Source organism: Umboniibacter marinipuniceus (assembly GCF_003688415.1).
GTDB lineage: Bacteria > Pseudomonadota > Gammaproteobacteria > Pseudomonadales > DSM-25080 > Umboniibacter > Umboniibacter marinipuniceus.
In genome coordinates, this window is record NZ_REFJ01000004.1 from 291,272 (window position 1) to 306,885 (window position 15,614).

The following is a 15,614-nucleotide window of genomic DNA, read 5'->3' on the forward strand; positions in this document are numbered from 1 at the left end:
TTCCCCATTACTTTTCATCCATCATCACAAATCGAGTACGAACATCATCAAACTCTACCGTACCATCCTCGGCACCCAGACGTAAATATAACTTCCAGGAACCTTCCGGAATAGGCACCTGCCACATCACCTCGCGCCATTCATTCGTTAGACCATCGAAATGCTGACGAGCGACTTCATTGCGCTGGTACAGTGCCTGCTGCTCATGATCAAGCACCAGTTGAGCACGGGTACCAGTATCCCCTCGAATCATCGCGCGCACCTGAATAACCATTCCAATGGGCGATGGCCCTGGTAAATAGTCACCCGTGGCATCAAAGCCCTGATGGACCGTGGCATCCGCCGCTAAGCTAAGCCAGCAATTTGCTTCATCACACTCCCGCCGCGCGTGTTCCGACGCGTAGCGCCAGCCAAAGGCTTCGAAATCTCCATAAGCAACCGCCTCGAAGTCGCCATTGGCAACCTGTCCGGCGTTGGCGAAACCATCAAAAATGAGCGGCTCAGCCTTGATATCCCAATTCATCTCGGTCGCGATATGCCGGGCCAATAAACGTGCTTGGCCACCGTGCTCTACCATTGAACCGTGCCATTTTTCCCACGTCCACGGATAGTGAAGATAGGACAGATTACCACCCACCTCCGCGACCACTTCCGCCGTGTAGTTTGCAGGTTCATTGAGGTCCCATCCGTAGGCGTTGTACAGCACAATATGCACGGCCTCACCATAGACTTTGCGTAGCTCAGCCACCACCGATTTGAAGCGCCCTTTCATCTGCGCACGAAGCGTGTCGGGATTAGAGGATGAGGTCTCGCCGTAGCCATTCCCCGGCTCAGCGGCGATGCGGTAGATATCATTGGCGCCAGCATTAACCACAATGAGTTGAGGCGCAAAATCAGTGCGAAAATCGGGGCGTTGAGTTGTAAAATCTGGCGAGTAGATAAAGCGCATGACGTTGTTGTCACCATACCCCGTTAAGGTTGCGCTGCCGTAAGCCTGAGTGGTGGTCCGAGCGGCTAGCATTCGTGCCGTAATTGCCGGGTAGGCAAAGTAAGCACCGGCAAAACCGCTATCGTGTTCGGAATAGTTACTGGTTCCGTCCATGTTCGAATCACCGTAAAAGGCAATTCTCCTATCGCTCGCTGACGGCGGAGGCAACAGTTCGGCGCCATCGCTAAGCTCAACACCAAAAAGGGTGCTGGGGCTGCCGTCATAGGTCTCTTTGAAAAAGACAACTTCGTGCGCCTGGCTTGGATCCAAGTCCGTTGCAAGTATTACATGACTCCGGCCTGGGGCTATGCGCAGCGGACTCGAGTTCGGCACGCCATCAATAACCACTCGAAAATTTTCTGCCTGCGCGCCAACATCGAAGTCAATAGCCAGCTCGGCACCGCGAAAATTGAGCGCCAGCGCACTGCCTGCCCAAGTCATTTGCGGTTGCTTAGGCGCTCCGTACCATACACCCTGATAGTCAAGCAGATCAGAATCCGGCGAAATAGTGGTTGCAACAGCGTTGCCGGTAGATAGCACTAAAAGTATCACCGCTTGAACCACTGCAAGTGGACTAGAGTTTTTTCGAACTATTGGCCGCGGCACACCGAGCCTACGAAGTAGCGCTAAACTCCAACGTCCCATTAAATTCCGTAGCCCTACTAAACCCCAACGTCTTACTAAATTCCGGCGCCACGCTAAATTCCGTAGCCCGGGTATTTTCCAAAGCCAGTTCATTATGCTACCAACGTAAATTTATGCATTTGGCTGGGCGGAACATAGTCGAAAATGAAGGTTGTCCTAGCCTCTGCACCTTTGTTCATAACGCTATGTTGTTGTTGATTATTTATCTCGTAAGCGTTGCCTACTTGAAATTGATTGGGCCGCCCATTGATCATAAAACGTACTTTCGGATTGGTGACAATGGGGATGTGAATTCGGTGACTAAATTCAAAGGACGCATGCTTGTCTACATGGGGCTTAATGATTCCGTCTGGCAGCAGTTTCGCGGCCATGGCGCGAATGATTACGCCGCCTGGCTCGTAATGGTCCTGAATAATCTTATCCATCAACGGCTGAGCCGCTTCAGCCAGCAACTCGTAGCCTGGCTCGCGATTAACTTTGATTTCAGGCCAACGCTCACTCTCGAGAAAATACATCACCAAACTTTGGGTTTGATAGTGCACTTCAAATTTTCGTTGACGATACTGATTCTCTAGCCACTGCTCTTCACTCGCTTTCTCGATAGCCAACTGCAATGGCACATAGTCTACTGGGCCGAGTAGACGAAGCGGAACGTCAATGTTCATAAATAACCCCTAAAGCATTGTGTGAATTTTATTCAACTCGCACCCAAAAAAGATCAACCGCGTTTAATTGCCTAAACATCGTGATTTCCGTAACTTGGGTTTTATCGGGCGGGCAGTCCGAGCAGCAGTTAATTTATAAACATAAACAACATAAAAATAAAGTGCTGAATGCAGTTGTTGAGCAGGAGCACCCTTCAACACATTCTGGGGGAACAACTATGGCTCGATTCACTCCAAATCGTGCGCGTCACCCACTCGCTTCAGCGGTTAGCCTGGCGCTAGCTTCGACCATGGTGTCGGGCACAGCAATAGCTCAAACCGCAGAAGAGGGGGAGACCGAAGAACGCAAGGGCGGCATGATCGAAGAAGTATTGGTCACCGCAACCAAGCGTAGCGAAAACATGCAGGACGTTTCGCAAAGTATCCAAGTCATGAGCGGAGAAGAGCTTACTCGCTCTGGCATGCTCAACTTCCAAGAATTCCAAGCGGCCATCCCAAGTTTGTCGTCGGTGTCAACGTCACCAGGCAGAAACGAAATGGTCTTCCGTGGAATCAGTACCGGTTCACAGGAATGGCGAACGGACTCATCCGTAGCCGTTTACATGGACGAAGTGCCAATGACCTCTGCGGCGCAGCAGGTCGATCCACGTATGGTTGATATGGCGCACATTGAAGCGCTACCTGGTCCACAGGGCACGCTATTCGGTTCAAGTTCGCAGTCGGGTGCCATGAAGTACGTCACCAACAAACCCGATGCGTCTGAAATGTCAGGCTACATCCGTGGTTCTTGGTCCACCATGAGCGAAGGTGAAGACAGCACTGACGTTGAAGCAATGGTCAACCTACCTATCATTGATGATGTCTTAGCGCTTCGCGTGGTTGGCTACGATGTTAACGAGGGCGGCTACATTGATAACGTGGCTGGCTCCGACCTTTTCACTGGCGCAACTAACGATAGTGCCGTGGAAGATGACTTCAACGATTGGAAGCAATCGGGTGTTCGGGCCACAGCTCGTTGGAACATTTCCGACAACTGGAACCTCGATTTAATGTATATCGACCAGTCATCGGAAACAACGGGCGACTGGAAGCAAGATCCGGCGCTTGATGATTTCGAGATTGTTCGATTCCACAAAGACATCCGTACCGATGATTGGTGGTTGGGTAGTTTAACCCTCCAAGGCGACATCGGCGACTTTGCGCAGTTAACTTACGCAGCGGCGTCCGTTGAGCGTGAAGTGGATTATGAGTTCGACACTATGGTTAGCGATCAGCTTCGTACTCGCGCCTACGGCATTGACAACATTAACTACGCCTACAACCCACTTTACTACCACACAGCCTACGACATTGGCACGGTAGTGAATGATCAAGAAGGCACCCGTACCTCTCATGAGATTCGCTTGGCTTCTATTGGTGACTCTCGTTTCCAGTGGATGGTGGGTGCTTACTATGAAGATACTTACGATGCTTGGGATTGGTATTGGGTAACGCCAAACCTCACCAGCACGCCGGCTTGGCAGGCATTGAACTACCTTGCTTACTGGCTGCAGAACAACTACAACACTGGGACCATCTATCCAGTAGCTCCTACAGATCGCTACTACGGTGAAGAGTTCGAGCGTACCACTAAGCAAACCGCTGTATTCGGTACTTTCGGCTATGACATCACGGAAGCGTGGAACGTAGAGGCTGGTGTTCGATGGTTCGAATATGATCGTCAGCGCACCGAGAAACAGTACTGGCCGTATGGCGTACCTTTCGGTAACTACGACAACGGTGGTGTTGACGAATACGCCGGCACCAACTCCGACACCGTGTACAAGTTTAGCACCAGCTATAACATCAGCGATGACGTGATGGTTTACGCGCTCTACTCTGAAGGCTTCCGATTGGGCGGACACAACACCGTTCGTAATGCCTCAAGTCTACCTAAAGAGTACGGGCCCGATTCACTGGTCAACCAGGAAGTGGGCTTCAAAGGCCAATTCTTCGATGACGCGCTGCAGCTAAACGCCACTTATTACCAAATGGATTGGACCGAAATGCAACGTGAAGTTGGCGATCCAACGGCACTGGGTGCAAAAGGTCACGTCAACTTGGGTGATGCCACGTCGAAGGGTATCGAAATGAGCTTCACCGGCTGGCTCAGTGACAGCTTTATGTTGCAGGGTACTTACTTCAACGGTTCGTCTGAGATTGAAGAAACGGTCTACTTCAGTGATGTGGTGCCAAACCTTCCGGGTTGGGCGGACTACGAGCTTGCCGCAGCAGGCCAGCCTCTGGCCATTGCACCAGATGAAAAGTGGTGGATCAAAGCGGAGTACACCTTCCACAATGCCATGTTAGGTGCCGACCTTTGGTTCAGCTATGACCACTCATGGCAGGCAGCTTATGCTCACGACTGGTGGAACGCGCAGAATACCGTATCAGGCTGGGGTGGAAACACCATTCCTGATTACGAAAAAGCGAACTTCCAGATGGGCCTCTGGGCCGCTGACGATTGGGACGTAACGTTTAGTATTTATAACGTTTGGGACGATCGTTCGGTGAACTGGGTACACACTGGCGACGATTGGTTACTGGATCAGTACAACGTCAGTAACTATCGCTCACTGGAAAGTGTTATTCGCCCACGTGAGTTCTCCATTGGTTTTAGTAAGCATTTCTAAACCACTGGGATAAGTATAAAGGCGAGCACTTCGGTGTTCGCCTTTTTATTGCATGACTGTTTAAACCCTACTTTCAAGCGCCTCCCTCGCCGCCTTCGGTTGCGGAGCCTTGTTTATGATAGGGTAATTTCTATCCATCTAATTCAGTGAGATGAAATCATGATTCGACTTTTCTCTGCCGCTGTGTTGTTGACCACCGCCCTTCTAACCGCCTGCGATTCGGGTCAGACACCGCCGCATTGGAATAATCTTGATGTCATTCAAGAGAATACCCTAGCACCGCGAGCTTATTTCCGCAGTTATCCCAATGCTGAACTCGCGATAGCAGATGACCTCACTCACAATCCTTATCATTTGAGCTTAAATGGTGCCTGGCAGTTTAATTTCTCGGCAACGCCTCCCGCTACACCCGGCGACAACCAATTCCATCAGCCAAGCTTTGATGCAAATGCCTGGGGTTCAATCCCGGTTCCGTCAAACTGGGAGCGACACGGATTCGGTTACCCTATTTACGTGAACATCCCCTACCCCTTTGAAGCGAATCAACCGCACGTACCAACGCAAGATAACCCCGTGGGACAATATCGCCGTGTGGTGACACTGTCCGATGAACAACTTTCTCAACAGGCCACCTTGACCGTTGGCGCTGTAAGTTCGGCCTTCTATTTATGGGTAAACGGCAATTACGTTGGCTACAGTGAAGGTAGCAAGACGCCCGTTGAATTTAGCATTGAGGAATTCCTAGTTAGCGGCGACAACCTCATTGCCATGGAAGTCTATCGCTGGAGCAACGGCAGCTATCTTGAAGATCAAGACTTTTGGTCGCTCTCCGGTATTCAGCGAGATGTCAGTATTCGCTTCAGCCCTCAGGTAGAAATCATTGACTACCACGCCTTAGCTGGGCTGGTGAATAACTACCAGGATGGTCAGCTTGCGTTGACCGTTATGGTTCAAAATCACTCAGCACAATCGGTATCTCATCAGCTAACGATGACCCTGAGCCGACAACAGCAACGTATTGCCGAAGCTAAAACGGTTCTCTTAGAACCTGGTCTCAACGAAGTGAATTTTTTCGCCAGCGTGCCAGAAGTCGCCGCCTGGTCAGCCGAGATTCCGAACCGCTATCGGCTAACACTTCAATCAGTGGATTCCCAACAGCAAGAGATTCAAGCCCTTGCTCCGTACATTGGTTTTCGCGACGTTCGCATTGACGGTAACGTATTCAAAATTAATGGTGAAGCCGTTAAATTGAAAGGGACCAATCTCCATGAACATCATGCGATTAGCGGCCACGTGATTGATGAAGCCACTATGATTCGTGATATTCAGTTAATGAAAGCGGCAAACCTCAATGCTGTGAGAACCTCACACTACCCTTTCCCTGAGCGCTTCTACGAATTATGCGACGAATTCGGTCTGTACGTGGTGGACGAGGCAAATATCGAAAGTCATGGCTATGGCTACGACCATGATAAGACATTAGGCAATAAGCCCGAGTGGATGGCTCAGCATTTGAACCGCACTCAACGAATGTATGAGCGCGATAAGAACTTCCCGTCAATCGTCATGTGGAGTTTGGGGAATGAAGCAGGAGACGGGGTAAATTTGGGCGCTACCTATCACTGGCTAAAAGCCGCTGATAGCTCCCGTCCAGTTCAATATGAAACCGAAGGGGATATTAGTGAGGTAGGAGAACGTCATTCCGATTTTCACTCAAGTATGTATTGGCGTTATTGGGATTTAGCCGCTCACGCAGAAACCCATCAAGATCGACCCTTTGTTTTGATTGAATACGCGCATTCCATGGGCAATTCTACGGGTAACCTTCAAGCTTACTGGGACGTGATTAATCAGCACGACGCGCTGGCTGGCGGTTTCATTTGGGACTGGGTTGATCAAGGTTTGGCAGAGTGGGATAAGGACGGCACCGAATATTACACCTATGGTGGTGATTACGGGCCAGAGGACGTTCCCTCTAGTGGCAACTTTGTTATGAATGGCGTGCTGTTTTCAAACCGCGAGCCACAACCGGCCTACTGGGAAGTAAAACACGTTTATCAGTCCGTGGGCTTTGAGGCGCTGGATCTAAATAATGGCGTTTTTCAACTCAAGAACCACTACAACTTCCTCAATTTGGCTGGTTATGAGCTGCGCTGGGCTCAGCGAGCCGAGGGTGCTATCATTGCACAGGGCAGCATTACGCTGACAGACCTAGCCGCCTCGGATACGCAACTCGTCACGCTTCCAATCACTGCACCTCAAGACGCCCGCGAGCACACAGTGACTCTGAGTATCCATCTCTCGGCGGCACAGCCATTACTGAATAAAGGGCACGAACTAGCGGCCGAACAGTGGGTTCAATACAATGCGCATCCGTCTGAGCCCTACTCGCCACCGCAGCAGGCTTCACCGAAGCTGACTTTTAGCGCCCTGAACACCGGGGAATGGCAGGTAGACGCAGCAGATCATCGCTATCTCTTCGATAGCACTGGCCTGCTTGCACAGATTAGCGTGGCAGGCGAAGCTCAACTACTAGCGCCATTCACGCCGGACTTTTGGCGCGCCCCAACCGACAATGACTTTGGCAACTACCTCACCAACTGGGGCAAGGATTGGGCCTACGCGAGTGAACATCGTTTACTCAAGGATTTCGCCATTCAGCAGTTGGACGATCAACGCGTGGAAGTGACAGCCGTGTATGAGTTTCAAAGCGAATCTGGCGACTTACTGGGTAGCTGGAAAGCAAATTTTAGCATCTATGCGAATGGCGAACTGCATCTTAGTAATCAGTTTGAGCGTGTTCCCGGCACCGCTAGATTGCCACGTGTTGGTCTGCAGACAACACTTGTAGACGGTTTTGAGCAGTCCCAATGGTATGGACGTGGCCCTCACGAGAACTATAAAGACCGAAACCACTCTGCCTTCCTCAATAGTTATCAGCAGCCCATCGCTGCGCACTATGTACCCTATGCGCGCCCGCAGGAAAATGGCTACAAAACAGATACTCGCTCGCTCACCTTAAGCGGCGAACATGCGCTTAAGGTGTGGTCCGACAATAGCTTTAGTTTCGGCGTTCACCACAATACCCGTAGCGATTTCACACCGCCTGTCAAGGTTGCGGTCACGGTCCAAGATGGGCCAGAAGCGCAGCGCAATGAGGAGCGTCGTAACACACACCTCAACGATATCAAACCGCTCCCGCTTACTACTCTGAACCTAGACTTCGGCCAGATGGGCGTGGGCGGAGACAATTCTTGGGGCGGTCATACCTTATCGCAATACAACCTTAACGGTGACCGCTTCGAGTATACGCTGTGGCTCCGTTTTGGTGAGCTACCACCGGGAGCGCAATAACGATAGAAAATAGCCAGCACAGTGCCTGGTGACAACAGTAACAAGTAAGCAATAACGATAGAAAACAGCCAGCACAGTGTCTGGTGACAACAATAAAAACTAAGCAATAACGATAGAAAATAGCCAGCACAGTGCCTGGTGACAACAATAACAAGTAAGCAATAACTTACATTGGGAGTACCACATGCAACTGCAAACCCTAGACCTTTGGGTCGCCGCCATTTATGCCATTGCGTTAATTGGCATTGCTACCTATGTATCTCGTGAAAAAGCGGGCCATGAAAAAGATACCAGTGACTACTTTTTAGCAGGCCGTGGTCTGCCCTGGTGGGCCATTGGTGCCTCTCTGATTGCTGCCAATATCTCTGCTGAGCAAATCATCGGCATGTCCGGCTCCGCTTACGTGATGGGCATGGCTATTGCCTCCTACGAATGGATGGCAGCAATCACCTTGATCATTGTGGGGAAATACTTCCTGCCGATCTTTTTGAAGCACGAAATCTATACCATGCCGCAGTTCTTAGAGCAGCGTTATAACCACGCAGTACGTACCGTCATGGCGGTATTCTGGCTGGGCGTTTACATCTTCGTGAACCTGACCTCCATCCTATGGTTAGGGGCATTAGCTATTAATAGCGTGACCGGCTTGGATCTCAATCACGCTTTGGTGGTACTGGCACTCTTCACCGCTGCTTACTCGCTCTATGGAGGCCTTAAGGCGGTGGCGCTCACAGACATCATTCAAGTGGTACTGTTGGTGGCTGGCGGACTGTTCCTTGCCTATTTGAGCTTGGATGCCATTGCCATTAACGCCGGAGGAACCGGCGCGATTCAAGGTTTTGGTATCATGCTGAATGAGCTGCCTGGCAAGTTCGATATGATTCTTGACCCTTCCAATCCCTCATATATTTCGCTTCCAGGCATCTCGGTGCTCGTGGGTGGTATGTGGATCATGAACCTCAGCTACTGGGGCTTCAATCAGTACATCATTCAACGAGCCTTAGCAGCCAAGGATGTGCGCGAAGCTCAAAAGGGCATTGTCTTTGCGGCCTTCCTCAAGTTGCTTATGCCAATTATTGTAGTGCTCCCCGGTATTGCCGCGGTGATGTTACTCCCGGATTTGGATGCGCCGGATAAAGCCTATCCAGAACTGATGAAGTTACTGCCTGTTGGTATTAAGGGAGTGGTTTTCGCCGCACTGATTGCCGCCATTGTGAGCTCCCTCGCTTCAATGGTGAACAGCATATCCACCATCTTCACAATGGATATGTATACACAGTTCAGTAAGAAGACACATACTCAGAAACAGTTAGTTACCGTAGGTCGTACCGTTGGTATGGCCGCGTTAATCCTTGCTGTCATTATTGCTCGCCCATTACTGGGTAACTTTGACCAAGCCTTCCAGTACATTCAGGAGTTCACAGGCTTCTTCACACCAGGAATTGTGGCTATCTTCTTCATGGGCATGTTCTGGAAGAAAGCGAGCGCGGCGGGCGCCTTAACGGCAACCGTGGGCTCGGCGGCCCTTAGCCTGCTACTGAAAATCTTCTGGGAAACGCTACCATTCATGGATCGTGTAGGCGTGGTGTTTATCGCCTGTATGGTATTAGGCGTGATCTTCTCGCTGCTGTTCCCCAATAAGAAAGCAGCGCTGGATAACACTGGCATCAGTTTCGCCACGGATAAGAGTTTCAATGTTGCCGCCGTGGCGGTCAGCCTTATCCTCATAGCGCTCTATGCGGCATGGTGGTAAACAATCCACCTTAAGTTTTTATCCCCTGGGCGCTTCGGCGCCCTTTTTTGACCAGATCTAAACTTAGCGATCAGGCTTCAGAACTGCCTCTAACAACCCACCCGAAGACTTTGACTCTGACTCTGACTCTGACTCTGACTCTGACTCTGACTCTGGCTCTGACTCTGACTCTGACTCTGACTCTGACTCTGACTCTGACTCTGACTCTGACTCTGGCTCTGACTCTGGCTCTGGCTCTGGCTCTGGCTCTGGCTCTGGCTCTGGCTCTGGCTCTGGCTCTGGCTCTGGCTTCAGTATTAGCCCCCAGGTTGGCCATAGCCGCAAGCCCTAAAGTTGAATGTAACTCCAACACACTTTACATTTTTTCACTCGTTTTAATCTGTCACTCTAATTTCTTAGTGGGTACACTAAATACAAACGCTAATAACAAAAGACTTCTTCATGACTAAGCTTATTGCAACATCTGTAGTACGTGGCAGCCAACAGGGGCAAAGCCATGGTGGCGTGTTTCTTGTAGATCTTAAAACTCAATCCACCGAACAGGTATTGGATTGGGACAAGATGGATATCGACTGGCAAGGGCGCGGCTGGGATCGCGGGCTTCGAGGAATTTGTATCATTGGCGAAACCATTTACATTGCCGCCAGTGATGAATTGTTTGCCTACAACCCGCAGTTTGAATGCGTTGGTAGCTGGAAGAATCCGTACCTCAAACACTGCCACGAAATCTTTGAGTATCGAGGCACTATTTTTATTACTTCAACGGCCTACGACGCAATTATTGGCTTCGACCCCAAATCCCAGAAGTTTCATTGGGCCATCCAACTTGATACTAACGGCTTAAGTTTTAGTGCCAAGCGCTTTGACCCGAACGGAAACGAAGGGCCGTTAATGCTTAATAAGATGCACATCAACAACGTTCATTGTAACGATGATGGCATGTACATCAGCGGTTTGAAGACTGGCGGTATGCTTCACTTCAACGGCAAAGACGTTAACATGAGCGCACAATTGCCGCCGGGCACCCATAACGCCCAGCCATACCAGGATGGTGTACTCTTCAACGATACAAAGGCCGACGCGGTTCGTTTTGCCAGCAGAAGTTCTATCGAAGACGAATGTGCTTTCCCAGTGCCGCAATATCCCGTTTCAGAATTAACTGGGATGAATTTGGACGAATCTAAGCTCGCTCGCCCTGGTTTCGGCCGTGGACTATGTGTGGTTGCGCCTGGAATCATTGCGGCCGGGAGTTCTCCGTCAACCATTGCTATCCATGATATGAATCTACGCGTCACCGGGCTCACTGTGCAGCTGACCAACGATGTTCGCCACGCCATTCACGGGCTTGAAGTCTATCCCTTTTAACCAAGCGAAGAGACGCCGCTAAGTTCAAATCCGGGCTAATTGAGTTCGGCAGCACCTTAACGCGCATTGCCATTGATACCCCCACTGCGATTGCGGCACTACCCTAGGACGCAGCGCGGGGAAATATCCCTAATTACTACCCTTATTAGCAGCTAATTCGCTAACGAATTACGACACGATAGATGATCAATCCTAACCATGGAGGGAAGATTGATCATGCCACGCACAGCACGCTTAGTATCACCTGAAGTGCCACTTCACATTGTCCACCGCGGCTTAAACCAACGGCAGTTATTCTATGGACTTCACGACTATCTCCGCTACATCAGGCTGTTGGTAAGCAATGCCCAGGCGTACCATTGTGACATCCACGCCTATTGCCTGATGCCCAATCATATTCACCTGCTTATCACCCCCCACTCTCAGCGTGCACCCGCACTGCTCATGAAGACCTGCGCTCAACAGTATGCGCGGTATATTAATACGGCGTTTGATAGAAGTGGGCCGCTGTGGGATAGCCGCTACACATCCTGCCTGGTGGACAACGATAGCTATGTGCTGGCTTGCTATCGCTACATTGAAGACAACCCAGTTCGCGCTGGCATGGTAACAACACCGGCAAGCTATCCCTGGTCTAGCTACTTAGCCAATGCCGAACAGGATCACTGCCCTTGGATAACGCCGCATCCCAGCTTTCTTGAACTGTGTAACACCAAACAAACTCGCTGCGCGGTGTATCGAAATTCATTTCAAACGCCCTGCCAGCAAGTACAAGCGGCTATTCGCAAAGCTACTCGGAACAACTTTGCGTTCGGCGAAACAAGCTTTTTAGAACGGCATCTAGCTGCCGACAATCGCCGACGAAGCAACGCTCACCGCAAGATATCAAACACTACCTAAAGTAGGCGGCGTTATCGGGGTTGGTATTGATATTGGCTTGGTGTTGGTTTGTGTTGGTTTGGTTTGGTGTTGGTTTGTGTTGGTTTGTGTTGGTTTGGTTTGGTTTGGTGTTGGTTTGGTGTTGGCTTGGTGTCGGTGCAGTCTCCACACCTAAGCACCGGACTAGCCGGCGCTAAAAGGTGTGCTTTGCTGCCTTGTGTTGTGCTATCCGCTCTGTGCTGTGTGATGCGCAAGCAAAAACTTAGCTAGCCGCACTCACCTTCCAACCAGCGGCATCCAGTACCGGCGCTGGGCACGCTTCAATCACCTCATTGAGCTCCTCTTTCCAGAGTTCCAGATGGCTTTCGTAACGCTGCCACAGCCCAAGGGCCGAGGTATAAATAGGCTGGCGAACTTGCTCGGAACTCGCCGTCTTCACCGCGCGCTTGTTCTCGTAGTAACGCAGACATTGCTCCTCAAAGGGCAACCCACAAAACTCCAATACCCTCTCTACCTGCCATGGTAAACGCGTTACCGTGTCTTCATAATGCACATCAAGTATTTCCCCAGGGAAGACCTGATGCCAATGATCCATGATTTTAACGTACTGCTGATAGTATTCAGCCAGCTCAAATTCGTCGTAGGTAAAATTCTGCCCCTTGGCGAATAGCTGCTTATGTGCGCCCAGCAAACTGTCCAAGGGGAAACGGCGGGTATTGATAATTTTGGCATTGGGAAGAATGAGTTTAATCCAGCCAACAAAGCTAAAATTATTGGGCATCTTATCAATAAATAGCGGCGTCCCCTCCACCCGGTGATGCCTCACTTGTTGCAGATACTCTTTACCGTAGGCTGCCCAATCTCGAGCCGTTAGCTCCCCTAATGTTTCAGGGAAACTTAGACCATCACTTCGGTATTTTGCCGTAGAATAGGCGATGTTCGCCGCATTTGGCAGCTCAGAAGTACCCTCAACCTGAGAGTGACTCGACAGAATTTGCTCTACTAACGTAGAGCCAGAGCGCGGCAGACCAACAATAAAAATGGGATCGGGGGCATCGTGGCCTAAGCCAAGATGCTTATTCACAAACTCCGCACTAAATACGGACTGTATACGTGACTGCAACAGCTCAAATTCAACCGGGTCATAGTCAACCAAGCCACGATTTTGTTGGTTCCCTGCGCTGTAGTGCTGCCAGGCATTATCGTAATCCTTGCGATCCTCGTAGGCCTTACCCAACGAGAACTCGAAATGCACCCGCGCCTGCTCACTGAGTTCGGCATTCTCCAATTGAGCTTCCATTGCGACCACTTCCTCATCCTCAAACTTGAAGATTTTTAGGTTCGCCATGCTCCAGTAGCTCTCCCCGAGGTCAGGTTTGAGACGAATCGATTCGCGATAGGACGCCAGCGCGTCCTCCAAACGACCTACCGTTTTATACATATGCGCCAGCGACATGTGCACACCGGCGGACTTAGGGTTAAGGGTCAAGCTCTGTTCGAACGCCGCAATAGCGGCATGTACGTCACCTAGGTTCGAACTCGCATTGCCCAACCCAGCCCAGGCCAAGTCATCTTCGGGCTTAAGTGCCACCAGCTCTTTAAACGCCGCCACGGCCTCCTGCCACTTTTGACTGTCTATCAGTACCGAACCCAAATTGTGCCACGCCTGATGAAAGTCTGGCGCAATCTCTACTGCTCGGCGCAGCAAAGCCTCGGCATCAATGATCTTAGCTCCGGCTTCGTGATAACAGATGGCCAAGAAACGCATGGCGTTAACATTCTGTGGGTTTTCACGCAGTGCATTACGAAACGCTTCTTCGGCTTCTTTTTTTCGTTCGGCACGCCAATGCTCGGCACCCATTGCCACCAGCGCGGCATCGTTGTCACGGTCAAGAAAACCCATGAAGGCCTCATCGGCCTCAGTCGCCCTGCCTGCAGCTACAAGAGCCTGTGCCAATTTTTTGTGAAAGCGCGGCTGCTTTGGATCCATCTGAATAGCGCGCTGCAACAGCCGCACCGCTTCGTCATACTGACCTTCAATGCCCGCTACACTGCCCAGGTCTTCGTAGAACGCGGCATAATCCGGCGCGAGCTTGATGCCAAACTCAATTTGCGCCTTGGCCTCCGCCAGACGATTCATCTGGATTAATGCGTGCCCGAGCACCTGCACGTGCGGAATACTGCTGGGATTCAACACCAAAAAGTCTTTACACAGGCGCTCAGCCTCCTGTGGGTTACGCTGCTTCATCGCGCCAACAGCTTCGGCAATACTGGCTTGCGCCGCTTGATTAGGTGAAATGGTTGCGGTCATAAAGCCCCCTATGCCATCAATGGCTGCAACTGAGAATCTTGCGCCAATGCTTCAAGCAACCACGCTCTGAATAGGCGAATTTTTTCATCGTTCATACGTTCCTGCCGGCATACGGCATACCAGTCACCACCGGCGCGTGAGCGCTGGCCCGGGAATATTTCCTGTAGCATTCCGGAGCGAAGGTCTTTATCAACGTAGGGCTGCATCCCTAGGGCGACACCCAACCCCTGCATTGCCGTTGAAAGCGCATGGTCGTAACTGTCGAACTGTAAACCCTCCGCCGAATCAATATCCTTTACGCCATGATCTTCCAACCAAATGGCCCAATCATGGGGTGATGGGTGTACCTGCAAAATAGGGCAACCCACCAGATCATTAGGTTCATTAAGTTGCTGTTCGGCAATCAATTTTGGCGACGCTACCGGGAACATCTCCGAGGTAAACAAGTAGTCGTAGTGCAAGTCTTCGCTTACACGCTGGCCAATCATCACGCAGACGTCCACATCATCGTGACTAAAGTCCACGTCCACTTGAGAGGTATTCAAGCGAATCTTGATATCGGGGTACGCAGCGTTGAATTCAGGTAACCTGGGAATCATCCAACGAATAGCAAAAGTACTATAGAGTTGAACCGTAAGAATATCGTGATCCTTCGGCTTAAGTATCAGCTCTGTCCCCTCGGCAATTCGGTCAAATGCTTCACGAATTATGGGGTAGTAAGCCTTGCCCGACTTAGTGAGGTGGACCGCTCTAGCCTTGCGTTCGAAGAGACTAATGTCTAAATAGCTCTCCAGTAATTTAACCTGGTGGCTAATGGCAGAGTGTGAGACAAAAAGCTCAGCGGCCGCGTCCTTAAACGAGCCTAATCTGGCAGCAGCTTCAAAGCTTTTTAACGCGGTTAACGGGGGTAAACGTTTGCGCATAATTCAACCCTATTTCGTTATTATAAAATTTATAGGTGAATAAAACTTAACCACTCGAG

At 50.6% G+C, this 15,614-nt stretch carries 10 protein-coding genes; 5 read left to right on the plus strand and 5 right to left on the minus strand.

Annotated features, from left to right (window positions below):
• Positions 1 to 7 precede the first annotated feature (7 nt).
• Both DFR27_RS09650 and DFR27_RS09655 read right to left on the minus strand, forming a co-directional pair.
• Positions 8 to 1,633 (minus strand): SGNH/GDSL hydrolase family protein, encoded by a 1,626-nt coding sequence (locus DFR27_RS09650; RefSeq protein WP_170150833.1) that lies wholly within the window; start codon positions 1,631 to 1,633, stop codon positions 8 to 10.
• Positions 1,634 to 1,725: 92 nt separating this feature from the next.
• Positions 1,726 to 2,298 carry an aspartyl/asparaginyl beta-hydroxylase domain-containing protein gene (locus DFR27_RS09655; protein WP_121877260.1) on the minus strand — a complete coding sequence of 191 codons (573 nt, stop codon included), beginning with the start codon at positions 2,296 to 2,298 and terminating at the stop codon, positions 1,726 to 1,728.
• A gap of 218 nt (positions 2,299 to 2,516) precedes the next feature.
• Here DFR27_RS09655 and DFR27_RS09660 point away from each other — a divergent pair, with 218 nt between their 5' ends.
• From DFR27_RS09660 to DFR27_RS09670, 3 genes are all read left to right on the plus strand, one after another.
• Complete coding sequence (locus tag DFR27_RS09660; RefSeq protein ID WP_147434532.1) at positions 2,517 to 4,970, plus strand: TonB-dependent receptor; 2,454 nt, start codon at positions 2,517 to 2,519, stop codon at positions 4,968 to 4,970.
• 159 nt (positions 4,971 to 5,129) lie between these two features.
• The gene (locus tag DFR27_RS09665; protein WP_121877262.1) at positions 5,130 to 8,324 is read left to right on the plus strand and encodes a glycoside hydrolase family 2 TIM barrel-domain containing protein; all 3,195 of its coding nucleotides are present in this window, start codon (positions 5,130 to 5,132) and stop codon (positions 8,322 to 8,324) included.
• Between the two features lie 184 nt (positions 8,325 to 8,508).
• On the plus strand, positions 8,509 to 10,077 hold the full coding sequence (locus DFR27_RS09670) for a sodium/sugar symporter (RefSeq protein WP_121877263.1): 1,569 nt from the start codon (positions 8,509 to 8,511) through the stop codon (positions 10,075 to 10,077).
• 63 nt (positions 10,078 to 10,140) lie between these two features.
• Here DFR27_RS09670 and DFR27_RS12665 read toward each other — a convergent pair whose 3' ends face one another.
• Positions 10,141 to 10,401 carry a hypothetical protein gene (locus DFR27_RS12665; RefSeq protein ID WP_211327611.1) on the minus strand — a complete coding sequence of 87 codons (261 nt, stop codon included), beginning with the start codon at positions 10,399 to 10,401 and terminating at the stop codon, positions 10,141 to 10,143.
• A 117-nt stretch (positions 10,402 to 10,518) separates the two neighbouring features.
• On the opposite strand from DFR27_RS12665, the gene DFR27_RS09680 reads away from it, so the two are divergent.
• Both DFR27_RS09680 and DFR27_RS09685 read left to right on the plus strand, forming a co-directional pair.
• Entirely contained in the window at positions 10,519 to 11,442 is a 924-nt protein-coding gene (locus tag DFR27_RS09680) for a hypothetical protein (RefSeq protein ID WP_121877264.1), read from the plus strand.
• Between the two features lie 216 nt (positions 11,443 to 11,658).
• Positions 11,659 to 12,342, plus strand: coding sequence for a transposase (locus tag DFR27_RS09685; RefSeq protein WP_170150834.1), 684 nt, complete (start codon positions 11,659 to 11,661; stop codon positions 12,340 to 12,342).
• Positions 12,343 to 12,583: 241 nt separating this feature from the next.
• Here the strand turns inward: DFR27_RS09685 and DFR27_RS09690 are convergent, their stop codons facing one another.
• Both DFR27_RS09690 and gcvA read right to left on the minus strand, forming a co-directional pair.
• Complete coding sequence (locus DFR27_RS09690) at positions 12,584 to 14,632, minus strand: tetratricopeptide repeat-containing sulfotransferase family protein (protein WP_121877266.1); 2,049 nt, start codon at positions 14,630 to 14,632, stop codon at positions 12,584 to 12,586.
• 8 nt (positions 14,633 to 14,640) lie between these two features.
• A complete protein-coding gene (gcvA, locus tag DFR27_RS09695; RefSeq protein ID WP_121877267.1) occupies positions 14,641 to 15,555 on the minus strand; it encodes a transcriptional regulator GcvA in 915 nt (304 codons plus the stop codon).
• Positions 15,556 to 15,614: the final 59 nt, after the last annotated feature.

Coding starts and splice junctions, on each gene's coding strand:
- gcvA (WP_121877267.1), bottom strand. CDS start 15,555: ATGCGCAAACGTTTACCCCCGTTAACCGCGTTAAAAAGCTTTGAAGCT.
- DFR27_RS09650 (WP_170150833.1), bottom strand. CDS start 1,633: ATGGGACGTTGGAGTTTAGCGCTACTTCGTAGGCTCGGTGTGCCGCGG.
- DFR27_RS09665 (WP_121877262.1), top strand. CDS start 5,130: ATGATTCGACTTTTCTCTGCCGCTGTGTTGTTGACCACCGCCCTTCTA.
- DFR27_RS09690 (WP_121877266.1), bottom strand. CDS start 14,632: ATGACCGCAACCATTTCACCTAATCAAGCGGCGCAAGCCAGTATTGCC.
- DFR27_RS09680 (WP_121877264.1), top strand. CDS start 10,519: ATGACTAAGCTTATTGCAACATCTGTAGTACGTGGCAGCCAACAGGGG.
- DFR27_RS09685 (WP_170150834.1), top strand. CDS start 11,659: ATGCCACGCACAGCACGCTTAGTATCACCTGAAGTGCCACTTCACATT.
- DFR27_RS09655 (WP_121877260.1), bottom strand. CDS start 2,298: ATGAACATTGACGTTCCGCTTCGTCTACTCGGCCCAGTAGACTATGTG.
- DFR27_RS09660 (WP_147434532.1), top strand. CDS start 2,517: ATGGCTCGATTCACTCCAAATCGTGCGCGTCACCCACTCGCTTCAGCG.
- DFR27_RS09670 (WP_121877263.1), top strand. CDS start 8,509: ATGCAACTGCAAACCCTAGACCTTTGGGTCGCCGCCATTTATGCCATT.